21 protein-coding genes are annotated in these 23,224 nt (G+C 68.9%); 12 read left to right on the plus strand and 9 right to left on the minus strand.

Going from position 1 to position 23,224, the window contains the following annotated elements; all coding sequences use genetic code 11:
* On the minus strand, positions 1 to 261 hold a 261-nt coding region (locus JM949_RS39620), incomplete at its 3' end, for a dihydrodipicolinate synthase family protein (protein WP_203147917.1).
* A 256-nt stretch (positions 262 to 517) separates the two neighbouring features.
* Here JM949_RS39620 and JM949_RS08475 point away from each other — a divergent pair.
* Positions 518 to 1,747: a PucR family transcriptional regulator gene (locus tag JM949_RS08475; protein WP_203147881.1), complete on the plus strand. Its 1,230-nt coding sequence runs from the start codon at positions 518 to 520 to the stop codon at positions 1,745 to 1,747.
* A gap of 154 nt (positions 1,748 to 1,901) precedes the next feature.
* Here the strand turns inward: JM949_RS08475 and JM949_RS08480 are convergent, their stop codons facing one another.
* Positions 1,902 to 2,804 (minus strand): NADP-dependent oxidoreductase, encoded by a 903-nt coding sequence (locus JM949_RS08480; protein ID WP_203147882.1) that lies wholly within the window; start codon positions 2,802 to 2,804, stop codon positions 1,902 to 1,904.
* A gap of 104 nt (positions 2,805 to 2,908) precedes the next feature.
* On the opposite strand from JM949_RS08480, the gene JM949_RS08485 reads away from it, so the two are divergent.
* On the plus strand, positions 2,909 to 3,307 hold the full coding sequence (locus JM949_RS08485) for a winged helix-turn-helix transcriptional regulator (RefSeq protein ID WP_203147883.1): 399 nt from the start codon (positions 2,909 to 2,911) through the stop codon (positions 3,305 to 3,307).
* 80 nt (positions 3,308 to 3,387) lie between these two features.
* Here JM949_RS08485 and lysS read toward each other — a convergent pair whose 3' ends face one another.
* The 5 genes from lysS to JM949_RS08510 form a co-directional block, all read right to left on the minus strand.
* Entirely contained in the window at positions 3,388 to 5,121 is a 1,734-nt protein-coding gene (gene lysS, locus JM949_RS08490) for a lysine--tRNA ligase (protein WP_309232062.1), read from the minus strand.
* Between the two features lie 106 nt (positions 5,122 to 5,227).
* Positions 5,228 to 8,803 carry a HEAT repeat domain-containing protein gene (locus JM949_RS08495; protein ID WP_203147885.1) on the minus strand — a complete coding sequence of 1,192 codons (3,576 nt, stop codon included), beginning with the start codon at positions 8,801 to 8,803 and terminating at the stop codon, positions 5,228 to 5,230.
* Positions 8,804 to 8,828: 25 nt separating this feature from the next.
* Entirely contained in the window at positions 8,829 to 9,572 is a 744-nt protein-coding gene (locus JM949_RS08500) for a formylglycine-generating enzyme family protein (RefSeq protein ID WP_203147886.1), read from the minus strand.
* 11 nt (positions 9,573 to 9,583) lie between these two features.
* Positions 9,584 to 9,871, minus strand: coding sequence for a CU044_2847 family protein (locus tag JM949_RS08505; protein WP_203147887.1), 288 nt, complete (start codon positions 9,869 to 9,871; stop codon positions 9,584 to 9,586).
* A 51-nt stretch (positions 9,872 to 9,922) separates the two neighbouring features.
* Entirely contained in the window at positions 9,923 to 10,642 is a 720-nt protein-coding gene (locus JM949_RS08510; protein WP_203147888.1) for an iron-containing redox enzyme family protein, read from the minus strand.
* Positions 10,643 to 10,875: 233 nt separating this feature from the next.
* Between JM949_RS08510 and JM949_RS08515 the strand changes: the two genes are divergently transcribed.
* The 5 genes from JM949_RS08515 to JM949_RS08535 all read left to right on the plus strand — a co-directional run bounded on the left by JM949_RS08515 (position 10,876) and on the right by JM949_RS08535 (position 15,341).
* Positions 10,876 to 11,322, plus strand: a complete 447-nt coding sequence (locus JM949_RS08515; RefSeq protein WP_203147889.1) for a DUF2000 domain-containing protein — start codon at positions 10,876 to 10,878, stop codon at positions 11,320 to 11,322.
* A gap of 120 nt (positions 11,323 to 11,442) precedes the next feature.
* Complete coding sequence (locus tag JM949_RS08520; protein WP_203147918.1) at positions 11,443 to 13,341, plus strand: S9 family peptidase; 1,899 nt, start codon at positions 11,443 to 11,445, stop codon at positions 13,339 to 13,341.
* A 53-nt stretch (positions 13,342 to 13,394) separates the two neighbouring features.
* On the plus strand, positions 13,395 to 13,934 hold the full coding sequence (locus JM949_RS08525) for a GNAT family N-acetyltransferase (protein ID WP_203147890.1): 540 nt from the start codon (positions 13,395 to 13,397) through the stop codon (positions 13,932 to 13,934).
* 120 nt (positions 13,935 to 14,054) lie between these two features.
* Positions 14,055 to 14,528: a hypothetical protein gene (locus JM949_RS08530; protein WP_203147891.1), complete on the plus strand. Its 474-nt coding sequence runs from the start codon at positions 14,055 to 14,057 to the stop codon at positions 14,526 to 14,528.
* Positions 14,529 to 14,690: 162 nt separating this feature from the next.
* Positions 14,691 to 15,341: a hypothetical protein gene (locus JM949_RS08535; protein WP_203147892.1), complete on the plus strand. Its 651-nt coding sequence runs from the start codon at positions 14,691 to 14,693 to the stop codon at positions 15,339 to 15,341.
* A gap of 276 nt (positions 15,342 to 15,617) precedes the next feature.
* On the opposite strand, the gene JM949_RS08540 is transcribed toward JM949_RS08535, so the two are convergent.
* Entirely contained in the window at positions 15,618 to 15,947 is a 330-nt protein-coding gene (locus tag JM949_RS08540; protein ID WP_203147893.1) for a hypothetical protein, read from the minus strand.
* Positions 15,948 to 16,639: 692 nt separating this feature from the next.
* Between JM949_RS08540 and JM949_RS08545 the strand changes: the two genes are divergently transcribed.
* The 3 genes from JM949_RS08545 to JM949_RS08555 all read left to right on the plus strand — a co-directional run bounded on the left by JM949_RS08545 (position 16,640) and on the right by JM949_RS08555 (position 20,440).
* On the plus strand, positions 16,640 to 18,832 hold the full coding sequence (locus tag JM949_RS08545; RefSeq protein ID WP_309232063.1) for a HelD family protein: 2,193 nt from the start codon (positions 16,640 to 16,642) through the stop codon (positions 18,830 to 18,832).
* Positions 18,833 to 18,911: 79 nt separating this feature from the next.
* The gene (locus JM949_RS08550) at positions 18,912 to 19,898 is read left to right on the plus strand and encodes an EcsC family protein (RefSeq protein ID WP_203147895.1); all 987 of its coding nucleotides are present in this window, start codon (positions 18,912 to 18,914) and stop codon (positions 19,896 to 19,898) included.
* A 92-nt stretch (positions 19,899 to 19,990) separates the two neighbouring features.
* Complete coding sequence (locus tag JM949_RS08555; protein ID WP_203147896.1) at positions 19,991 to 20,440, plus strand: hypothetical protein; 450 nt, start codon at positions 19,991 to 19,993, stop codon at positions 20,438 to 20,440.
* A 71-nt stretch (positions 20,441 to 20,511) separates the two neighbouring features.
* Here JM949_RS08555 and JM949_RS08560 read toward each other — a convergent pair whose 3' ends face one another.
* Positions 20,512 to 20,982, minus strand: a complete 471-nt coding sequence (locus tag JM949_RS08560) for a hypothetical protein (RefSeq protein ID WP_203147897.1) — start codon at positions 20,980 to 20,982, stop codon at positions 20,512 to 20,514.
* Positions 20,983 to 21,075: 93 nt separating this feature from the next.
* Between JM949_RS08560 and JM949_RS08565 the strand changes: the two genes are divergently transcribed.
* Positions 21,076 to 21,840, plus strand: coding sequence for a hypothetical protein (locus JM949_RS08565; protein ID WP_203147919.1), 765 nt, complete (start codon positions 21,076 to 21,078; stop codon positions 21,838 to 21,840).
* A gap of 118 nt (positions 21,841 to 21,958) precedes the next feature.
* Positions 21,959 to 22,819, plus strand: a complete 861-nt coding sequence (locus tag JM949_RS08570; protein WP_203147898.1) for an oxygenase MpaB family protein — start codon at positions 21,959 to 21,961, stop codon at positions 22,817 to 22,819.
* The last annotated feature ends 405 nt before the right edge of the window (positions 22,820 to 23,224 follow it).

A 23,224-nucleotide genomic window follows, 5' to 3' on the forward strand; every position in this document is an offset into this window, starting at 1 on the left:
CCAGCGGCGGGCCTGCCTGCTGCCGTAGCCGCCGACGCCGGGCACCACCGCGCAGCCGGCCGGCGCGGCCTGCACCGTCGCCCGCACCACGGCGGCCCGCTCGTCGTCGGAGAGGGCCCGGTACTCCCCCGCCGACGCGCACGGCGCGACCCCGTCACACCCCTCGGCGGCGAGCCAACGGACGTGTTCCTGGAGCTGGTCGAAGTCGACCGACTGGTCGGCCCGGAACGCGTGGTGATGGCGACCAGCACACCCCGCCAGGGCCTACCAGCTCCCACTCGGAAATCCCCGCTGCGCACCGGCACCGCCCCTCGATCCACCCGCACCGTGCGCGGCGGCGCTGGTGCGGTCCGTACCGGAACCCTAGGAACGGCTGCCGCCACCGGTCTTCGGACAGATGCCGGAACAGTCGCGCTGCCGCCCGTCCTTTTGTCGCTCCTGGACAGTGGACCTTGCGCGAGACCCCACCCGCACCGGAGGGTAAGGACTGGCGATCGCGCGCAACCAGGGGAGTTACATGCAGGGTGAGCTCCAGCGAATCGTCGACGCCGTCGCCGCCCGGGTGGGGCGACCCGCCCTCATCGAGGACCGGCGACAGCGGGTGGTCGCCTACAGCGAGCACGACGGGCCGATGGACGACGTCCGCCGGACGTCGATTCTGCGCCGGCAGACGACGCCGGAGGTGATCGCCTGGTTCCGGGGCCTGGGCGTGCTCACGGCGCACGCGCCGGTCCGCACCCCCGCCTGCGCCGAGTTGGATCTGCTGGCGCGGGTCTGCGTGCCGATCCGGCACGACGACCTGCTGCTCGGGTTCGTCTGGTTCATCGACGCGGACGGCTCGATGACCGACGCGGACATCGCCACCGCGACCGGCCCCTTCACCGACCTGTCGCTGGCCCTGTACCGGGAGAACCTACTCGGTGAGCTCGCCTCACAGCGGGAGACCGAGGCCACCCGCACCCTGTTGGTGGAGAGCCGACAGGCGCGCGAGCACGCGGCGCGGGCGCTGCTGGAGGAGGGCGTGGTGGCCGCTGACGGGTCGACAGTCGCGCTCGTAGCCCAGCTCGTGCCGGCCGGCGGCCGGCAGCCCGACGAGGTGGCCCGGATCGCCTTGGAGCAGGCGCTTGTCTCCACCCGCCGGTGGATCGGTGTGCGGGAGACGCTGCACCTCGTCTGGCACGACCACGGAGTGCTGCTGGTCTGCGGCGACCGGATCGCCGGCCGGCCCTCGCCGGAGGCCTCCGCCGGGCACCTGGACGAGGCGCTGGGCACCGCGACCCGGGGCCTGGCCTCGGTGGACCGGACCGTGACCGGAATCGGCCAGCCCCGCGCCGAGCTGTCCAGCGCGGTCGAGTCCTACCAGGAGGCGGCGCAGGCCGCCCGGGTCGGCGCGCAGCTGCCCGCGCTGGGCCGGGTGGTCTCCTGGGCCGGCCTGGGCATCTACCGGGTGCTGTCCCAACTGGACAGCCAGCACCTCGACGTCGCGGGCGTCCATCCCGGGCTGGAGCGGCTGCTGCGCGACGACGCCCACCAGGTGCTGTTGGAGACCCTGGAGGCCTACCTCGACCTGGCGGGCAACGCGCACGCGACAGCGGAGAAGCTCCGGCTGCACCGGACCACCCTCTACTACCGGCTGCAACGGGTGGAGCAGCTCGCCGGGACCGACCTCAAGGACGGCAACGAACGGCTCTGTCTGCACCTGGCCATGAAGCTCGGTCGGCTCACCGGCCACTACCGCACGGCCTGACCCCGCCGAGCCCACGGGTGAGGTGTTCTGATTCTCGCTGGGCCTCTCGCGCGGTGGCACTGGACGCTGATGCTCATCGGTCACCGCCGCTGTCGCACCCGACGGGTAGCGGCAGCGGGGCCGCGGATGCCGTGACGGCAGCGGCGGGCTGGGATCAGGGGACGATCACCACGCCGCCGCGGACGCCGCCCTGGGCCAGCCGGTCGTGAGCGGACGCGGCGGCGGCGAACTGGTACACGCCGGCGACCCGAAGCGGGATGTCACCGCTGGCAACGAGTTCGACCAGGTCACCCAGCCGCGAGCCGTCCGGCAGCACCTCCAGCGCGACGGTCCGGATGTCCCGCACCGGTTCCGGGCGAAGCGGAGGCGACGCGGCCACGTAGCCGCCGCCGTCGCGGACGAGGTCCAGCAGCGAGGAGCCGATCACCGCCAGGTCGATGACCGCGTCGAACGTCCCCGTCGGCTCGTCGGAGCGCGACAGGAACGCCGCGCCCAGCGACTCCACGAACGCCCGGTCGTCCGTCCCGGCGAGTCCGGTGGCGTGCAGGCCGGCCACTCGGGCCAGCGCCAGGACGAACCCGCCCACCTGCCCGGCGGCGCCGGTGACGAGCACCGTCGAACCCGCCGGGAGGGCGAGCAGGTCGAGTGCCTGGGCGGCGGCGAGACCGTTTGTCGGCAGGGTCGCCGCCTCGGTGGCGGGAACGCCGGCGGGCGCGGTGGTCAGCCAGGCCGCGTCGAGCACCACGTACTCCGCGTGGGTGCCGACAGTGGTTTGCAGCCATGGTGAGAAGCCGATGACCTCGTCGCCGATCGTGAACCGCTCGACCGCCGGGTCGACCGCGTCGACGACGCCTGCCACATCCCAGCCGGGCGTGTACGGCAGACCGGTCGGTAGCGGAGCCGGGAACCGACCGGAGCGGATCATCAGGTCGACCGGGTGGACGACGGACGCGGCGACAGTGACCCGTACCTGCCCCGGTCCGGGCTCGGGCATCGGCACGTCGGCCACGTGCAGGACCTCCGGTCCGCCGAACTGTGCATAGCTGACTGCGCGCATCGTTGTCTCCTCGGTGGTTCCAGTGATCACCAGGACGGTACGAACCGGAGGGCACCGTGAGTAAGTAGGTACCGTGAGGTGCCTAGGGCACCGATGGAGGCACGATGGCGACCACGACTGCGGCCCAACGCCGCGAACAGGCCAAACGCGACTACGACGCGTTCCTGGCACAGTGCCCGACACGTGAGCTGCTGAGCAGGCTCACCGACAAGTGGGTCGCACTGGTGGTTCCGGCCCTCGCCGACGGCCCGCAGCGGCACAGCGAACTGGCCGGCCGGATCGCCGGCGTCAGCCAGAAGATGCTCACCCAGACGCTACGCACGCTGGAGCGCGACGGCCTGGTCACCCGCACGGTCACCGCGTCGGTACCGGCCCGCGTCGACTACGAACTCACGCCACTCGGCCACGAACTGTTTCCGGTCATGGTCGCGATCAAGCACTGGGCGGAAGCGCACATGGACCAGGTGTTCACAGCCCGCGCCGAATTCGACGCGCGACCCTGACCCCTGGGAGGGGCGCGGCAGCTCCGCTCATGGCAGGTACGGCCGCCGGCCCACCCCGGGTCACAGGCGCCTCGGATGCCCTAGGAGGAGAGGAGCTCGCGTGCCCGATCCGCCCCGACCGCCAGCAACAGGGTGGGCAGCCGGGGACCGGTGTCCCGGCCGACCAGTAGCCGGTAGACCAGCGCGAAGAAGTTGCGCTGAGCCACTTTCAGCTCCGGGGTCGGCTTGGTGTCCGGCGGCAGCCCGGCGATCGTCTTCGGCACGCCGTAGAGCAGCGTGGTCAGCCCCTCCAGCGACCAGTGCTCGTCGAGACCGCCGAGGAGCAGGTCCAGCGACTTCCGCTGATCGTCGTCGAGCGCGGCCAGCAGCTCCTTGTCCGCCTCGGGCCGCACCCTCGTCCGCTGCTCGGCGGGGAGCTGGGTCTCCACCCAACGCTGCACCTTGTCGAGCCTCGGTCGCACCTCAGCCAGGGAGGTGATCGGCTGCTCCGGGTCCATGGCGCTCAGGATGCGCAGGATCTGGTCGCTCTGGCCGGTCGTGATGTCCACGATCGACGCCAGCGTGCGGTAGGACACCGGGCGGGGCGTGCGCGGCAACTCGACCGCGGCCGTTCCGACCGCACGGTCGTAGCCCGCTCGGTCGACCGGCCCGGTCGCCCCCGCCGAGACCTTCCGCTCCAGCGCGTCCCACTCGTCGTAGAGCCGGTGAATCTCCTGGTCGAAGGCGACCTTGAAGGATTGGTTGGGCCTGCGGCGCACGTACAGCCAGCGCAGCAGCGATGCCTCCATGATCTCCAACGCGTCCGCCGGGGTCGGCACGGCGCCGCGGGAACTACTCATCTTCGCCATGCCGCTGATGCCGACGAACGCGTACATCGGCCCGATCGGCTGCGGCGCGCCGAAGACCTCGGTCACGATCTGACCGCCGACCACGAAGGAGGAGCCCGGCGACTGGTGGTCCACGCCGGACGGTTCGAAAACCACTCCCTCGTAGGCCCAGCGCATCGGCCAGTCGACCTTCCAGACCAGCTTGCCCCGGTTGAACTCGCTCAGCAGGACGGTTTCGGTGTGGCCGCACCTACAGGTGTACGTCAGGGCGGTGGTGCTGTCGTCGTAGGCCACGACCGTGGTGAAGTCGGTCCCGCACTGGGCGCAGTACGGCTTGTAGGGGTAGTAGCCGGTAGCCGTCTCGCCGTCGTCGTCGCTGGCCGCACCGGAGCCGGCCGCCGCCTCGACGGCCGCGGCGGCGTCCGCCTCGTCCAGGTTCTTGGTCGACGGCGTCGCCGCGACGCCAGCCTTCGTCCGGTATCGGCCGAGGATGTCGTCGATCCGGGCGCGCTCGCGCATCGCCAGCAGGATCTGCTCCCGGTACGCGCCGGAGGTGTACATCTGGGTCTGGCTGATCGCCCGGTACTCCACGCCGAGCTCCGCCAACGACTGGGTCATCGCGGCCTTGAAGTGCTCGGCCCAGTTGTCGTGCGAGCTGCCGGGCGGGGCCGGCACCGAGGTCAGCGGCTTGCCGATGTGCTCGGCCCAGGACGGGTCGATGCCCGCCGGCACCTTGCGGAACCGGTCGTAGTCGTCCCAGGAGATGATGTGAACGACGTCATGGCCGCGCCGCTTGATCTCGTCCGCGACCAGGTGCGGGGTCATCACCTCGCGGAGGTTGCCGAGGTGGATCGGGCCTGACGGGCTGAGCCCGGAGGCGCAGACGATCGGCTTGCCAGGCGCTCGCCGCTCGGCCTCGGCGATCACTTCGCCGGCATACCGATCGACCCAGTCGCGGTCAACTTCGCTCGCCACGGTCTCCCACACTTACTCTGATACTTGCGCGAACTACCCGATCCCGGCCAAAGCGGTCTGGCGCGGATCCGCCCAGTCTAGTACCGCAGTCGACTACGCCAGGGCGTAGGGGCAGGTACTAACCGGTCTCGACGACGTCGCGGGGTTCGGCGAGCCAGGCGAGTGTTCGAAGGGCAGCGTACGCGGTCTCCCGAACCTCCGGCGACTCGCTGGAATCGCTGGTCAGCTGCCACAGCCGCGGGAGCGCGGCGGTGACACCCCGACTGCCGACGCCGATCGTCGCCGCCACCAGCCTGCGGTCCGAGGAACGCTGCTCGCCCTTGCGGAGTTCGAGCATCCGCGCCGGCCACGCCGCTGGCCACGCGGTCGGGTCCAGGCAGCTGAGCAGCATCGCCGCGGAGGCGTCGTCGGACAAATCCCCCAGCGCCAGGATCCCCGTGGTGACCACCGTTACATCGACCTCCCGACGAAGTCGCTCGATGATCAACGGCGCTGCCTCCGGCACGGCCATCTGCGCCAGCGCCCGGTACGCCGCCGTCCGGAACCTCTCGTCGTGTCCCTTCAGGTACCGCGTCAACGGCGGGACGGCGACCGGGTCACCCGCGGCGGCGAGCGCGAGGACCACCCGAATCGTCCGTGGATCAGTTTCCGGGTAGCTGGCGACGAGGGGTCGCAGCCAGGGCACGGCGACGGCGGACGGGACCGCCACGAACAGGTCGAGACAGCGATCCACCAGATAGGGGTGCTCGCTCGCGCGCCTGGTCAGGAGACTGTGCGCGGTGGAGTTACCGGTGCGGATCAGAGCGCTTACCGCAACGGTGACCAGGTCGTGGTCACCAAGGGTCAGCAACTGATCGACCACCTCTGCCGCAGCGGCCGGATCACGTTCCAGCAGCGACTGCACGGCGGCCGACCGCACCCGGTGGGGCTGGGCCGCGTCCGTCACATAGTCGAGCAACGTCCGCGAGCTCGACAGGTAGGCCATGAGTGACGAGAGGCTGAGCAGATTTCCCAGGCTGACCTGGTCGGCGCAGTCGGCCAGTAGCGCAGAGACGAAGTCGTGGTCCGCCTCCACCTGCTCGGGGTCGGCGAGGGCGCGCAGCGAGAGCTGGAGCAGCGGGTCGGGCTCGGTCACGTAGAGCCGGCGCAGTGCCGCGCGCACGCGCTGCGGCTCCGCCGCCCGAAGCAGTGCCGGCAACGCCAGCCCCCGCACCTCGCGCGGCGACCGCCAGCACAGCTCGATGCTCTCCTCCGCGAGCGGGCGCACCTGCTCCAGCGCGGCCGCCGCCGACGCGGCGATCGAACTGTACGGACTGTGCAGGTGGGTGAGGAGGTCCTCGCCGGCTGTTCGTCCGTTCTGTCCCACCGCCTTCAGCACCGCCACCACCATCCGCACCCAGCTCTCCTCGTCGCCCAGCTGTGCCATCGTCTCCTCGACGCAGAGGCCGGCGAGCAGCCCCATCAGGTATCGCCCGCTCTCCTCGGTCGGCACCAGGCCCAGCAGTGCGACGAACCGGTGGAACGCCCGATGACTGCCGAACCCGCCGTCGCGGTTGGTGACAAGGTCGTGCGCATGGCTGAGGAGCCCGGGTCGAGTGGTGCAGAGGGCGGCGAGCGCGAACGAGCCCTCGGTCGACATGGCCGACAGGTCGGACTCGATGGCCAGCTCGACCAGCGCGCGCAGCAGCCCTGCCAACGTGGCGGGCGAGACGTCGGCCTCGGCGGCGCAGCGCGCGGCGAGCAGCAGTCGGTCATGTCGGGCGAGGGGCCCACCGCCCGCAACGGCGAACAGCTCGGCGAGGAACTGGTCGGCGTCGGCGCTCGGCAGTTGGGACGCGAAGAGCCGAACCACCTCTTCCCACAACGGGTTACCGACATGCGACGCGATCTCGGCACGCCCGGCATGGCCCAGCCGCAGCAGCGCCGAGGCGGCGAGGTACTCCTGGAACGACCGATGAATGAATCGGAGGCCGCCGCGATTGTCCCCGGCCAGGATGCCGTCGCGCTTGACGATGGCCGCGAGCACCTCTTCCGGATCGGCGGCGCGTAGGTGGCGCCCGCTGTCACTGGCCTGAAACTCCTCGACGAGATCCAGCGTCTCGTCAGTGGAGAGCGCCTCCCGTTTCCTCCGCATGAAGGTCAGCGCCAGGTGTTGCAGCAGCCGTTCCTTGGCCCGCCGTTGCAGGGTCAGCCCGTACGCCTCGCCGTCGCGCCGCCGAAGCAGCTCGTCGACGAGACGGCCGTACAGTTCGGCGCGGTGCGCCGGTAGGTTCGCTCCGCCCTGCCGTTCGGAGAGCATCGCCAGCAGGGACAGCAGCAGAGGGCTGCGCCCGAACCCGCTGATCGCCGGCCTAGCCTCGACCTGCAGGCTCAGGTCGTGGCCGAGCGTGGGGTCGTCCTCGAACCAGTGTTGGAGAAAGCGGCGACGCTGGGACCTGTTGAACCCGACGCACTCGAAAACCCTGAACGCGGTTGGCAGGATGCCGCTCGGAAACGACGCCGTGCGGCAGGTCACGAAGACGTGGTTACGTTGGGCGGCGAGCCGAACCACCTCGGCGGCGACCGCCTGCTGATCGGCCCTCGGCATCTCGTCGAGGCCATCGAGGAAGTACACAGCCTGTCCTCGATCGGTCTCCCGCTCGATGATGTCGGCGGCCTGCGGATGGACGCCGCGGAGGTAGGCGCGAACCGCGCCCGGTTCGCGGCCGAGCGCGGCAAGCTTGATGAAGACGGGCACCCGCCCCGGAAAGAGTTCGCCTCGGCAGGTCCTGATGAGTAGGTGACGGATCAGCGTTGTCTTGCCCACGCCGGGCTCGCCGAGAACGACAGCCGCCGGCTGCGCGAGCACCTCGCCCAGTGGCACCTCTGGTTGCCGGTGTTGGCGCTGCGGGCTGCCCTGGTCACGCTGGAAGTCGATCTTGGCAGAGGGGCCGACGTCGGTGGGCCGGCCGGTGGAGTCCAGCCCCTGGCGCGCTCCGGTGACGGCCACCGAGGCCAGCGTGAGCGTGACGTAGATCTGGTCCAAGCGCAGGTCCCGCTGGAGGTCGGCAAGGGTGACGTAGGAATGCTCCCGCGCCAACTGCTCAAGGTACGGGCCGAGCGTCACGGTGCCGGTGAGCTGGGCGTTCTCTTCCAGCAGGCCGGGACGCAGCTGCTCGACCTCCTGGATCGGCACCGCGTATCCTCCGCCGTCCGGGTTCTGGCGCACCACCACGCCAACCACCCGTCGGTCCGCCAGCGAGTATGCCGGCCCGCCGGACAGGCCGGACGAGACGGCCGCCGATTGGAGCACGATCAGTTGTCGAGGGGTCGCGAGCTTACGGTCCCAGGCCGGTCCCGCGAGCTTGCCCGAGGTGGAGTAGCCGTCGTACTGCCGGTCGGTGAACTGGTAACCGAAGGCGTAGAAGGCGGCCAGTAGGTCCTCGGCCGAACCCACCGGCGCCAACGGGTGGTCCCGCTCGGCGACCTCGATCAGCAACAGGTCCGGCGTCTCAGGCTGTGGTGGCCGGATCACGTCCGTCACCGTCAGGTGGCGGCCCTGCCACTCGACCTGGATCGCGTCGCGCGAGGGCTCGGTCGGGCAGACGTGCTCGCAGGTGAGGACCAGGCCCGGCAACACGAAGAAGCCGGTGCCCAGGGACCCTCGCTGGGACACCCGGACCACACTCCTGGGCAACGCTTGGACGCCGGTCATGCCAGCCCCGGCAAGCGGTTGGGCTTCAGCGCCAGTCCCGGGCGCAGACGCGGAATCCGTCGTCACCACCGCCTTGGTTGTACGAGTTGGTCCAGTCGCGGCACGTGGGCCGAACAACCTCTTTCGCGCAGTACGCGGATCCGCCTTTCACCACACGCTGGTCGCTCGGCCGGGTGTTCACCGGATCGACAAAGGCGGCCATGTAGTGCGACGACGAGTGATAGAAGTCCTCGCACCACTCCCAAACGCCGCCCGCCATCTGGCAGCAGCCGTAGGGCGAGGCACCCCCGTCGTGCGAGTGGACCGATCCGAGGCCAAGGCCCGACTCGCTTGAGCGGCAGAATTTGACGCTGAATTCGTTCCCCCACGGCCAGATCCGGTCATCCCCACCGCGTGCGGCCTTCTCCCACTCCGCCTCAGTCGGCAATGCGACATTGACACCTGCCCGAGTCGACAACCACTGGCAATAGGAGACGGCCGTCTCCCAGCCGATCTCGGTGGCGGGATAGTCCCCCTCGGTCTCCATGTCGTCCGTCCATTGTCCGCCCACCGGACGCCACCAGGACGCGGTGAAGCTCTCCCCCGTGGCGATCAGATATTCGGCGAACTGCTTACGGGTCGTCGGATGCCGGGCCATCAGAAAGCGGTTGATGTAGACCTCACGCATCGGGCGCTCGCGCTCACCGGCGAACGGATCAAGCGGTCCGGCGCCAAGGACCGAGATCCCGCCCGGAATCTCGACGAACTCGTGACCATTTGCCTGCGCCACGGTAGCTGGCGTCATTGGTTTCTGTCGTTGGCGGATGACCGGCTGCCGTCCCACTCCACGGTGATCTTGAAGTTCATCTCGGCACCCATCTTCGTGATCAGGGCAGCCAGCCCCGAAGCGTCGACAGTCAGCGCCACCCCGAACTCCACGGTCGTGTGGTCAGGCTTGATCGCCCCCAGCGCATCGCCGATGTCGCTGCACAGCCGGGTGATCGTGGGAAGAACGTCGGCAAGTCGCTCCTGCACGTCGCGTTGCGCGACCTCTCGCTCCACGTTCGACGAGACCTCGTCGACCCACACCACCGAGTTGTCGGAGAGTACGACCTTTTGACGACTCAAACGAGAAGCTCCTCACGCTACCGCCGACGCCGGATTCCAGCGGTCCGCCACGATGTCGATCTTTTCGGTGTGATAGTCGAGGACGCCGTAGGCCTCGTCGAGCAGCAGCTCCATGCCGCGCTGCCCGACCGAGATCCCGAACGCCAGGGCCGCGCTCTCCTCGGCGGGCAGCTCGGCCACCGCCTCGTACAGCGCCGCCACGTGATGCTCGTCGACCTCGACGTGCAGGTCGAAGAAGTTGGTGACGAGGTGCGGGAACTTCGGCAACAGGGCGCCGCGGGCGGCCTCGTACGTGATGGGGGTCATCGCCTCGTTGACCAACATGTAGCCGATCGCCCACCCACTGCGCCTGCACGCCGCCATATTGAAAGCGAGGTTGAGCGCGTGTCGGATCCCGGTCGACTCCTGATAGCTGTCGAATTCGGCCCGCGGAACGCCGAGGTTGTCCAGTAGGTGCACGTAGTGCATGAAGTGCGCGTCGTCGGGATCACCGTTGCCGAGTTCGTCGTCGAGGTTGTCCTGGAGTATCTCGCGGACGCGCTCATTATCAATCCAGGTGAGGAGCATCCGCAGGATCCAGGGAAAGCTACGACTCTCCCGTCCCGCGCAGCACACCCACCGTATTGCCTGCTCCCGGGTGAGCGTACCGGCGGCCGCTTCGACGATAAACGGATGTTCCCGTACGGCTTTGAGTGCACTCTCGACCCGAGCGCGAGCCTCTCCAGTTTCCACAATGCCTCCAGATCGACGAGCGATTGGTTATCAAGATCGCTGATCACGGGTACATCGCATGAACGGGCGGCTTCATTAGACCGGCCCCAATGGAAGGAGTCAACAGCGCCATCGGTCAGCGCGACGCAGCCGATCGTCCCGTGCAAGGGACCCTAAAGCCAGTTCGGCTGGTACACTCCGTCGCTACTGACGTGTGCCCGACACCGCACCAGCGACAGATCACGGAATAACTCATGCCAAATGCAGAGAGCTACCACTATTCCGGACGAAAGACGGTAATCGCACTGGCCTCGAATCTCGAGGCCGGCGTCGCGTTGAACGTCGCGGCACATCTGTCGATCGCTCTTGGCGCACATGCCGAACCTGGCCTGATGGGTCGACGCTGGCTCGTCGACGGCTCGGCTGTCCGGCACGCGGGCATCTCGCGGTACAACGTCGTCATTACCAAGGTGAAGCAAGGACGACTGCGGCAGCTTCTGAGCGAGGCCCGCGAGTTGCCGGATGGTGACCTGTTCCTCGCCGACTTCCCGGAGCAGATGCTCAGCACCGGGCACGACGACGAACTCGCCTCGGCGTTGGCGGACGTGGCCGAGTCGGACCTCGCCTACCTCGGCGTGCTCGTGCACGGCCCCGCCGATCCGGTGAAGGCACTCACCGGACGTTTCATGCTCTGGCGGTAGATGTCCGCGGGGCCGCGTCGAACTCGTACATCGGATTGACCACGTACCCGAGGGCACTCGCCGCCGTTGGGGGTCGATCGCTAGTGTGCGTCGGTGGCCCGCGTACAGCTCACCGCCGAGATGGTGGTCGATGGTCGTGTCGCGCGGGCATTGACGCTGTCGCCGGACGGCAGGTGGATCGCCTACCTGGTTGCCCCGGTCGGGCGGGCCGGTGTTCACCCGGTCAGCGAACTCTGGGTCGTCGCCACCGACGGGACCGGGCCGCCGCGACGACTGACCTCGGGTGCGGCGTACGAGTCGGCGCCGCGGTGGGCTCCGGACTCGCTGTTGATCTACTTCCTCTCCGACCGGGTCGAGCGGGGCACGGCGCAACTGCATCGGGTGGGGCTGGTCGACGGTGTCGTGGAGGCGGTCACGTCCTGGGCCGGTGGGGTGTCCGGTCATCTCCCGCTGGCCGATCCGGACCGAGTCGTGGTGATCGCGGCCGACGAGCCGTCCGCCGAGGACGAACGTCGAGGCAGGGAGCGCGACGACGCGCGGGTGTGGGGTGAACATGTGCGCCCGGACCGGCTGCGGCTGCTCGACGTACGGAGCCGGAAGGTCGAGACGCCCACCGTGTGCGGTGATCGCCACGTGGTCGAGGTGGCTCAGCGGCCCGACGATGGGATGCTGGCCGTACTGACCTGGTCGACCCCGGACGTGGATCCGGGCCTGGTGGAGCCCGGTCTGCACCTGCTCGACCCGCGCAGCGGCGGATCGCGGGATCTCGGGCCGGCCGCGGCGGGCGCGTCGTCGCTCAGCTGGTGGGCCGCCGACGACGGCTGGCACCTGGCGTATGTCGCCAAGACCCCGCCCACTCTGGTCGGCGGGGACGCGGTTCTCGATGTCGGCGTGCCGGTGAGCGGGCCGGTGGGCCAGCACCGCAATCTGACCGCCGGCACGACCGGCTGCCCGAGCAACCTGGTTCAGGTCGACACCGGTCCGCCGCTGGCGCTGGTCGCCGACGGGCTCGACACCGCCATCTACCGGCTCGACCCCGCCGGGTCCACCTTCGTCGAAGTCTCCCGGGTCGACGGCCTCGCGACGTCGTTGACCACGAACCGGCACGGTGACGCCGTCGCGGCGGTGGTCAGCACGTCATACCAGCCCGGAGACGTCTATGCCGGCCCGACGGGCGGGCCGCTGACGAGGCTGACCGACCTCAGGCCCGAACTCCGCCAGATCCGGTGGGGTGTCCAGAAACGCCTGTCGTACGAGGCATCCGACGGGCTGGCCCTCGACGGCCTGCTGATCCTGCCCGCCGGCCGGTCCCGCGGGGACGGGCCCTTCCCACTTGTGACACTGGTGCACGGAGGTCCGTACGACAGGCACGCCGACCGGCTGATGCTCGGCTGGGACCCGTCCGGCCAGTGGTTGGCGACCGCCGGCTACGCCGTGTTTCTGCCGAACCCACGCGGCGGCCAGGGGCATGGCCACGACTTCGCGATGCGCGTCGCCGGTGCGGTCGGCCTCGATGAGTGGGCCGACGTCCGCACCGGCATCGACCTGCTCATCGCCGAGGGCATCGCCGACCCCGACCGGCTCGGCATCGGGGGCTGGAGCCACGGCGGGTTCATGGCCGCCTGGGCGGTCGGGCAGACCGACCGGTTCAAGGCCGCCGTGATGGGCGCCGGCGTCAGCGACTGGGGGATGCTCGCGGCCGCCGGAGAAGGGGGGCTCTTCGAGGCCGCCCTCGGTGGCAGCAGCGGCTGGGAAGGAGCCGGCCCGCACCGGCACGACAGGCTCAGCCCGATCTCGTACGCCTCCAAAGTCCGCACGCCGGTGCTCATCCTGCACGGCGAAGACGACACGAACGTTCCGGTATCCCAGGCGGAGTTCTTCCACCGCGCGCTACGCAGGTTCGGAGTCGCGCACGAGTACGTCGTCTATCCCCGGGAGAACCACTCGATCCGCGAGCGCAACCACCAACTCGACGTACTGCGCCGTACCCGTGCCTGGTTCGACCGGTGGCTCAGCTGACCCGCCGGAACATCCCGGTCGTCGGCCTTCGTGACTGCTGTTAGCGTCGCGGCATGTTCGCCACCGACCGGGTCCGACTGCGTCCGCCCACGCCCGACGACGCGCCGAGCATGTTCCGACTGTACGGGGATCCCGAGTTGCACCTGGTCACCGATGGCGGGCCGTTCGTGCCACGCCACGTCGGCCAGGTCCGCGGCCGGCTGGAGAAACAGCTCACCGAGCCGCCCGACGGCCAGATCGTGGTGTCGCTGCTGGCCGAAACCGTTGCCGACGGCACCTTCCTCGGCGGCGGCGCGCTCTGGGGGATCAACGCCTTCAACCAGTACGCCCACCTCGGCATCTCGCTGCTACCCGAGGCGCGTGGCCAGGGGTACGGCACCGAGGTGATCCGGCTGTTCTGCCGGTACGGCTTCCGCAACCGCAACCTACGCCGTCTGGAACTGGAGACCGTGGCCAGCAACACGGCCATGCGGCGGACCGCGGAGAGCTGCGGCTTCACCCACGAAGGAACCCTGCGGGAGCGCAAGTACGACGGCGACGGCTTCGTCGACATGGTGATCTACGGTCTGCTCCGGCGCGACTGGACGCCCTAACTGGCGGCGCGTCCGGGTCCGTCGTGAACGGGCGGCTCGGGCGCCCGGACATGTCAGCAGGTCAGCAACTCTGACCACGGTCCGAGCGGATGTGTCGGTCCATCCATTACGGTCGAGGCCATGGCAGCCAGAGCCGCGGGAGCGTTTCGTCGGACGCCGATCGAGCGGTCAGACCAACGCGTCGCATGGGACCGGACAGACCAGGCCTTCTTCGCTGCCGGAGCGTGTCACATCCTCGCCTGGGTCTGCCGGGATTCCTATCCAGACCGGCTCATCGAGATAGCCGCGGTGCGCATACGGGGTCAGCGGCAGGTGTTCCACACCTACGCGACCTGGGACGGCTGGGCGTTCGACCACTCGGGCTGGAATCCCGAGACGCAACTGCTGACAGTCAACTCGCAGTTCGAAGGCCAGGCGCTGGAGCGGGTCAAGGTCACAGAGGGTCTTGCCGACTTCTGCCAGACGCACCACCACCGCATGCCGAACCAGTACTGGCATGACCCGCTTCCCCGCGCTCGCGATTACGTCGACCGCCACATCCCGCCCTGGGCACAGCCCTCCACTGACACAGAGGAATTCCACGCAACGGATTGACTACTGACCGTTGTCATACGGGCGTGAGAACGGGATGGGCCCAACTCGTCACTGGGCCCCCACAGAGTGGCGCAGGGCTGGGTCTTGACGATGACTCCTGCGGTCTGGGTCGGGCTACGGTGTTGGCTTCCGGGTGTCGGGGTGGGGCCGGCCGGTGCAGGCGTGTCCACGCCCGCTGACGGCAGGTGGGAGCCGGCGGTGGAGATGGTCGAGCAGCTCATTTCTCGGACGGATGCCGCCTACCAGCGATGGCTGGCGTCGGTCACCGACGACGTCGTCGCCGGCGGAGTGGTCATGTACTGCCTGGAATCCCTGCTGGAGCGGAACACGACCTACGGCATCGGCGAGTGGCTCACGGGCCACGTCATGATCGGCCAAGAGGGCGATCGAGGGTTCTTCCTCAGGTGCGACGACGGCGGTGGCCCGGTGTTCTGGGCCGACCTGGGCGGTCTCGGAGACGCCGACCTCGATGTCGCCGCGCCCGTGTTCGAGGTGTGGCTGCGCTCCGGCTTCGCTCTGCCAGCCGACCCGGAGCCAGACCTGCCGACGACCGCCGACGTCTATCTGGGCAGGATCCCGGTCGATGGAGTTCAGCTGCTGGTACGGGCACGGAAGCTGCTGGGTGTGGATTGGCGGTTCGGGGATCTGAGGGGCCTGCTCGCCGCCCAACCGTTCCTGGCGGCGAAGTCGGCTCAGCTGTACGCGCTGCGCCGCGACCTGGAACACGCCAGTGAGTTGCGGCCGCACCTGCTCTACGCCACCGACCACGGCCTGGAAGCGGTATGGCCGACCGACAACCCAGAAGACCGTTGACCTGGCACCGTAGCCGAGGTCGGCCGGCACCGGTGCCAGCAGCCCGGCCATGAAGTCCCGCACCCGCCGGCGGGGCTCAGGTCGCCCGAAGCGCAACCCGACCACGTTCACCAGTTCATCGAACAGCCCAGACCATCGTTCGACGTCTACTCACCAGGCGGCAGCCACCGCCGCATCTTGGGTCCACACAACCACAAGATTCAGCGGTGGCTGCTCCCCGTCCACTGACAGAACCGCACCGGCACAGCAGGTCAGAACGGATCTCCTGCTGTAGGACTAGTCGTTGTACTGCCACCTGGGAGAAGAGCATCCGTGCCAGGTGCCGGCCGTGGCGTCGTAGACACATGCCTGCCAGTCGAGCAGGCTTCCGGTGCCGTAAGCGTGTGGGGTGCTGTCCTCGTAGTAGTCCTTGTTGCACACGCCCCAGTTACCGGCGCCCAGCTTGTTCACGCAGGAACCTTCGCGGTAATCCACGGTGTACCCGTTGAGGTAGTCGGCGAGCCAGTTCGTCCACGACGCGGTCGCCGAGTGGCCATCAGAACTGGTGTCGAGCACCCACCACCGGTCGCCGGACTTCTCGAAACATGCCCTGGCGCCGGTCGTCACCGCACAAGGCAATCCCGCCGGTGGCGCGCCTGAGGCAGTGGCGGTGTTCCACTCGTACGGGTTGATCGAGGTGATGGTCGAGTCGGCCGCCGCGAGTTGCGAGACGGGTGTTGCCGGGGCGGGAGCGGCAAGCACCGGTGCGGCCGACGTGATCGCCAGGCCCCCCCATGAGGACGAGTCCCGCCAGAACCGCCGAGGCTCTCTGCTTGATGGAGACGTTCATTCCCTTCGCCTTCCTCCCGTGTTGAGTGGGCCACAGGACAGAGATCGCCCTGCTCGACGACATCGATCTGGCGGTAAGCCTGGCCTGCGCTTGGTGCGGCGGAACAGGGTCTGAGCTGTGCGGAACAGTTCCGCACACACCGCCTCGGCGGCTGCCTGCGGGCCCTGGCAGGCAAAGTGATGGGAACTGCCAGCTTGCCGGGTGTGCGGCGGCACGCCGTAATCCGCGACCGCAGATCAGATACGGGCCGAGCTGTCAATAAGGAAACACGATTGGGTGAGGCCACAAGCGATCCGGAACTTCAAGGCATTGAGATTCCCGTCTCTGCCGGCGGATTCCCTGGCCGATGGAAGAAACCAACCCTATGCTTGCCGCCGGAATGCGTTGCGACGTATCCGGTCCGAGCGGCCACCAATACAAGGATTTGCGAATGCGCCGAGATTCCGCTCTGAGCAGCGGCCCTGCTGACGTGGGTGAAGCAGCACCGGACGGCGAACCATCGACCTCGACCGTGGAGGGCGTCGCGCGCCGATCCGCTGTCGCCGAGGAGCAGGAGTTTCTCGACCTGGCCACGGCCCGGCGCGACACGCTGGCCGACCACCTGCAGACCGAGCTTTCGGCGGAGCCCCGGGACGCGGTGGAGCGGGCCCGGCAGCGCATGCTCCGCCAGCAGCACGACGAGCTACGACGAGCCCGGGAAGGCCTGGTCTTCGGCCGCCTCGACGGCCTTGACGGCAGCGTGCGACACGTGGGCCGGATCGGTCTCCGCAACGACGGCGAGGACGGTGAGCCACTGCTGGTGGACTGGCGCGCTCCCGCGGCTCGGCCGTTCTACACCGCGACGGCTGTCGACCCACAGGGTCAGGCACGGCGCCGTCACATCCGCACGACGGGATCAGCAGTTGTCGGCGTGGACGACGAGCCACTCGACGGCACCATGACGGCGGACCTCGTTGGTGAGGGCGCTCTCCTGGCCGCCCTCGACCAGCGGCGTACCGGCCGGATGTCGACGGCGATCTCGACGCTGCAACGCGAACAGGACGACATCATCCGGGCCGAGGCGACCGGTCCGCTGATCGTGCAGGGCGGCCCTGGCACCGGCAAGACCGTGGTGGCTCTGCACCGCGTCGCCTACCTGCTGTTCGCGCACCGAGCGATGGCCGACCAGGCGGTCCTGGTGCTCGGTCCTTCGCCGCGGTTCCTCCAGTACATCAGTCAGGTGCTGCCCGCGCTCGGTGAGACCGCCGTCGTCGCGGCGACCTGCGACACGCTGCTGACCGGGATCCGCGTGGCCCGTGACGAGAGCCGACCTCTCGCCGAGATCAAGGGCCGCGCCCTCTGGCAACCCGCGCTCGAAAACTACGTCACGTCGCTGCTCCCCCGGCCCCGTGAGCTGAAGCTACGCTGGCAGGGCGAGTTCTACGTCATCACCGCCGCGACAGTGGCGCAGGCGCTCGCCTCAGCGGTGCAGGGACGCCCGTACCATCGCGCCCGGGCGGCCTTCGCCGAGCAGCTGCACCACCTCCTCACCGAAGCCGTCGTCGAGCAGCGCGAGGCGCTGATGGACGAGATGGAGGAAGGCTTCGAGGACATCCTCGCCCGCGTCGACCGGGGCATGCGGCAGGACGAGCCGCACCCCGGCAGGACGCCCACCGGAAGCGACGTCGACGGCTTATTCTCCGACGACGAGATCGAGGACCTTCGTCATCGTATCGCCGAGGACACCGCCATCGCCCGGTTCGTCGAGGCATGGTGGCCCACCCTCGACGCCGAATCCCTGCTCAGTGATTTCCTGACCGACCGCGCCCTGCTGACCCGGTTCGCCCCACAGCTGTCCCCGCAGGAGATCACCGCTGTCTCGTCCGAGCCCACCCCGTGGGCATCGAGCGACATACCCCTCCTCGACGCCCTCGCCGACCTACTGGGCGAAGTCGACGCCCCGCAACCGCAGGGCGAGTTCGTCGCCGACCGCGCTCGCCGGCAACGCGGCTGGGTGTACGGCCACGTCGTCATCGACGAAGCGCAGGAGCTGTCCGAGATGCAGTGGCACATGGTCCTACGGCGCTGCCCCAGTCGCTCCATCACCGCCGTCGGCGACATCGACCAGGCCGAGGCGGCACACCACCACACCAGTTGGGCACAGGCGGTACGGGCCGCTTTCGGAGACCGCTGGACCGCCGCCGAACTGACCATCTGCTACCGGACCCCACGCGAGGTCATGGACCTCACCGAACCGGTTTTGAAAAAGGCCGGCAGCCGCAACACGCCGCCCCGGGCGGTACGCTCCGCCGGCATCACGCCCTGGGAACTCACCGTCACACCCGCCGAACTCGCCGACACTGCCGCCCAAGCTCTGCGACAGCTGCGGCAACGGTGGCAGGGCGGCACGGTCGGCGTCATCGCCCCCGCCGAGCGCGTCGCCGACCTCCTCGCCGTGCTGAGTGACGTGCCGGTGCTCACCGCGACCGAGTCCAAGGGACTGGAGTGGGACGCGACGCTGCTCGTCGACCCCGATCGCATCGCCGCCGAACCGCGAGGTTGGAACCGCCTCTACGTCGCGCTCACCCGATGCACCCAGGAACTCGGGCAGCTGATCCTCACGCGGCAGCCGCCCCCTCTGGGACGACTCCGGCCAGGCCATCCAGGACACCCGATCGCCTGATCGGCCCGCCTCCTCCGGCGTAGTTGAATGGGTCCGGCGGTTTTCCACGAGTTCGGCGGGGGCGCAGGTGCGGGAAGAGATGTCCGACTACGAAACCAAAGCCTGGGCCAGTTTGCTCGACCTGGAGCGGAAGCGCCGGAACGGCGTAAAGGCACGTGCGGCAGACAAGGTCTCAGCAGTCGTCAAGCGGGCCGGCGAGCACATCAAGAAGGTTCCCGGCGCGGAGCTTGCCCTGGAGGTCGGTGACGAGACCATCGTCAAGGCGCTCGAAGGCCTGTTCAAATCCGCCTTCCTGCCCGCGATGCATTCGCCGTCGCTGAACAAGAGGATCGAGGAGTTGCGCGGCAGGCACCCGTATCTGAACAGCGCATCGCCGTTCATCTCACTCGACCTCAAGGACCTCGACGAAGGTCGTCCCATGTTCGCCATTCCGTTCATCGGAATGGCCGAGTCCGCTGCCGCCTCACTCGCGATCACCGGATTCACAGTTGGCGAGAACGTCAGCGACGGCCCGTCCGCGGAGGTCGTCCTCGGGGCGGTTGTGGCAGACGTGGGAGCCACGCTCGCGCTCCTCGGCCGCGCTGTGGGAGAGGTCGCCGTCCACTACGGGTACGACCCACGCGCGCCCGAAGAGGAGCTGTTCCTCATGGGAGTCCTGAACTACAGCATGGCATCGACGGCCACGAGCAAGACGGCCGCCCTCGCGAGCCTGTCCCGCCTCACCCAGCGCATGATGCGCCGGGCAACCTGGGACGAGTTGCGCGGAGACGCCCTCGTACAGATGCTTGTGCGAGTCTTCGGTGCTCTCGGGCTGAAACTCACCAAGGCACAACTGGCCAGACTCGTGCCGTTCGCCGGCCTCCTCCTCACTGCCGGCCTCAGCTTCAACCTGCTCCATTCGACAATCAACGACGCGACGCGCCTGTACCGTGCGCGTTACCTGGCCGAGAAGCACGGGCTTTCGCTCAACGAATGGATTGCCGCCCCGGAGCGACAGCCCGGTGCCGTCATAGACGCAACGGTGGCGGATATCGACAGCGCACTCCGTGAGATCACCGCCTCCTGATTGGACGTGTCCGCCAACGCCGTGCGCCGGTTCGCCCGGGGTCTGACCGCCCGCTAGGCTCCTCGCTTCGACGTCGGAGTGCGGGAGCGTGCGTGATCAAGCTGTTCAAAACAAAGAAGTCCGCGTGCCGCTGTCAGCCGCAGTGGCCGGCACTCGTCAGCGAGATGAACGGTTATGTCGTACCGTGCCAGCCATCCGAGCACGGCAGTCCGATGACCAAGCTCTTTGAGCTGTCAGCCAGGTGTGCCGAGTGCTCCGCGACCTATCCGGGCAACTTCATCATCGAACCGGGCACGCCACCCCCGTTCGAATGGGCGCACGAGCCCGAGAACACCGTGTGCTCCTGCGAGCCGCGCTGGCCGAAGCTGATGGTCAAGCTGCGCGGCCAGTGGTATCTCGGCTACCCAGGCACGGACGGCCAACTGGTGGTTGACGGCGCGGCGGAGGGAGCCTTCTGCGACACCTGCGGGGCCCGCTTCCTCGGGGACATGGTGGTCGACCCCGATGACAGGTCACACCTCGAAGATCCTCACGAGACGTAGCGAGCGTGGCCAACCGAAGGCCGCTCTGGCGTTGGGTGCGAGCTGGCGGAGAGCCGCTGGCCCGCACCGGGTCACTTGTCGGCCTGCGCATCGCAGAGCACGTCGATCTGCACGATCCTGGACGTGCCCTCGCGCACCGCCTGCTGCTGGCTCTCGTCCAGGTCGCCACCGAGATAGTCGACTGCCTTGGTCCGGTCTCGGATCTCGTACACCATCACCTGGCAGGCGCCGGTGTCCGAGTCAGTACCTTCACCGCTGGCCAGATAGTCGTAGAACAGGTAGGACAGGTCCGGGCCGCCCGAGGTCAGGGTGAGCCCGGGAGCGGTGACCGTGGGCGCGCCACTGCCGGCCGGCCCGAGGTAGGACCGACCTTCGCCGTTCGCGTACGCCGTCTTGACCAACGTGAACCCCGCCACGCGGACACGGTCGGCGTACCGTTGCGTCTCGTTGCCGTCGCCGTGACCGCAGCCGGCCCCGGCGACCGCCAGCAGCGCGGCCGTCGCCGCGTACAGTGCCCGGCGGGGCGCCGACGTCAGGAACATGTGCACACTCCGGGGTAGCAGACCAGCCGACCAACCCGTCGGCGGAGCGGCACGGGGTGTCGCCCGTGTGATGATCGGGTGGTGCGGGTGACGATGGCAACCGATGCGGGACACCCGGGGCGAACGAATGAGGACTTCGCCGGGGCGGTGGCGTCCGGCTTGGTCCTGGTTGACGGCGCGGGTGGCATCGCCGGTGCCGAGAAGGTCTGCCATCACGGCGTGGCCTGGTACGCCACCCGTCTCGGCGGTGCCCTCCTGGGCGTGCTGTCTGATGACCGGCCCCTACCTGAACTGCTGGCCGAGAGCATTGAGCGAGTCACCGATGAGCATCGCGGCACCTGCGACGTCGCCCATCCGATCAGTCCGTACGCGGCCGTGGCGATGCTCCGAATCTCGGGTGGTCTCGTCGAGCACCTGGTCCTCGGCGACGCCGTGGCGGTCGTCGGCAGGGTCGGGGCCGATCCGTTTGTCGTCCGCGATCGGCGCGAGGCGGTGATCGCCCGGTCCTTCGAGGCCCGGCTGACGGGTATTCCTGAGGGCAGTGCGGAGTACCGACGGCTCCTGCTGGAGTTGCGCGCTCGTCGCAACAGCCCGGGCGGTTTCTGGGTGGCCAAGGACGACCCGCGGGTGGTGGACGAGGCGATCACCGGCAGCTGCCCGGCCGGCGAGGTGACTGTGGCCGCGCTGCTCAGCAACGGCGCGAGCCGGGTTGTTGACACCTTCGGACTGACCGGCTGGGCCGGACTGCTGCGCCTGCTGGGCACCGATGGACCCGGCGAGATCATCCGCTGCGTCAGGGAGGTTGAGGCTCGCGACGGCGTCGCCGCCGACGATGCGACGGTCCTGTGTTGCCGCTGAACGCCACAGCTTGGCGACAGGCGCTGGACTACCGCGACACCCGGGCACTGATCCCGGCCTCATCGGTTGACCCAGCCAATTCCGAATGCCCGCGTCGCACCGGAGGAGACACCCGCCGATGAGAGGCCGTTACGCCAATCTGAACCGGATCCGGAGTCTGGACCCCGAGCGCGACTACCTGGACATTTACCAGACCATGCTGCGCTACGAGTTCCCGTGGGACATGAAGCTCGGGCTCAACCTCGCCTTCAACCGGTCCTTCTCCATCCCCGCCATCGCCGCCGTCCACATCGCCACCGGCGAGCTGACCGAACACACCCAGAAGCGGATCGACGACACCGGCCTGCTGATGTACGAGATGGTGCTCAACGGCTTCGAGCAGCCTCGCGGCCGGGACGCGTTGCGACGCGTCAACCAGATCCACCGCCAGTACGACATCAGCAACGACGACTTCCGGTACGTCCTCGGCTGCCTGGTGGTGATCCCGACCCGGTGGCTGCGGGAGTACGGCTGGCGCCCGCCCTGTTGCCACGAACGGCAGGCCACGTACCTGTTCTACCGAGAGCTGGGCCGGCGGATGGGCATCACGGACATCCCCGGGTCGTACCAGGAGTTCGAGACCTGGTTCAACGCCCACGACGCGGCCCATCTGCGACCTAACGACGACGCGGCGGCCATCGAGCGGGCCACCCGGATGCTGATGCTCACCCGGATCCCACCGGTGCTGGGGCCGCTGGGGAACGCGCTGGTCAGCGCCATGTACGACGCGTCGCTGCGGCGGGCGATGCGGGTCGAGCCGCCGGCGTGGCCTGTTCGGGCCGGCCTGCACGGGGCGTTGAAGGTGCGCTCACGGCTTCAGCGATGGTTGGGGACGCCGCGGACGACGGCGATGTTCGCCGACGGGATCACCACCAGGAGCTACCCCAACGGGTACGAGATCAGTCAACTCGGCCCGCGGCACGAACACCCGCGGGAGTAGCTCGCGCGGTTCTGGCGGACGTACCTCGGCATGGGGCTGATGCTGAGGGCGCGGCCAGGATCCGCGCTCCTCGCGGCTCTCCAGCGGCGGCGACGGCGGCCTTGGTGTCGTACCTACGATCGGTGCCATGAACAGGGTGAGTTGGCTCATCGTCGGGTCGTTGGTCGCCATCCTTCTCGTGACTGCCGCCCTCGCCGTGTTTTCCCGGCCGCGGGCGAACGCGGAGGGAGCCGATCATGCGCTGGAGGCAGCCCGCCGGGCCATCCGTCAGAGCGGACGCGACCAACGCCGCCGGCGCAGGGGCACTATCCGCGGTGAAGGTTACGGCGGAGACGACAACCAGGGTTACAACGCAGGCATCTCGAGTAACGGCGGCGGGATGCCCTGAAGCGCTGCCCACCGGCC

Source organism: Micromonospora tarensis, assembly GCF_016803395.1.
Classification (GTDB): domain Bacteria; phylum Actinomycetota; class Actinomycetes; order Mycobacteriales; family Micromonosporaceae; genus Micromonospora; species Micromonospora tarensis.

Coding starts and splice junctions, on each gene's coding strand:
- JM949_RS08550 (WP_203147895.1), top strand. CDS start 18,912: ATGTCCGACTACGAAACCAAAGCCTGGGCCAGTTTGCTCGACCTGGAG.
- JM949_RS08530 (WP_203147891.1), top strand. CDS start 14,055: ATGGCAGCCAGAGCCGCGGGAGCGTTTCGTCGGACGCCGATCGAGCGG.
- JM949_RS08565 (WP_203147919.1), top strand. CDS start 21,076: ATGGCAACCGATGCGGGACACCCGGGGCGAACGAATGAGGACTTCGCC.
- JM949_RS08525 (WP_203147890.1), top strand. CDS start 13,395: ATGTTCGCCACCGACCGGGTCCGACTGCGTCCGCCCACGCCCGACGAC.
- JM949_RS08495 (WP_203147885.1), bottom strand. CDS start 8,803: ATGACCGGCGTCCAAGCGTTGCCCAGGAGTGTGGTCCGGGTGTCCCAG.
- JM949_RS08480 (WP_203147882.1), bottom strand. CDS start 2,804: ATGCGCGCAGTCAGCTATGCACAGTTCGGCGGACCGGAGGTCCTGCAC.
- JM949_RS08520 (WP_203147918.1), top strand. CDS start 11,443: ATGGTGGTCGATGGTCGTGTCGCGCGGGCATTGACGCTGTCGCCGGAC.
- JM949_RS08560 (WP_203147897.1), bottom strand. CDS start 20,982: ATGTTCCTGACGTCGGCGCCCCGCCGGGCACTGTACGCGGCGACGGCC.
- JM949_RS08475 (WP_203147881.1), top strand. CDS start 518: ATGCAGGGTGAGCTCCAGCGAATCGTCGACGCCGTCGCCGCCCGGGTG.
- JM949_RS08570 (WP_203147898.1), top strand. CDS start 21,959: ATGAGAGGCCGTTACGCCAATCTGAACCGGATCCGGAGTCTGGACCCC.
- JM949_RS08485 (WP_203147883.1), top strand. CDS start 2,909: ATGGCGACCACGACTGCGGCCCAACGCCGCGAACAGGCCAAACGCGAC.
- JM949_RS08515 (WP_203147889.1), top strand. CDS start 10,876: ATGCCAAATGCAGAGAGCTACCACTATTCCGGACGAAAGACGGTAATC.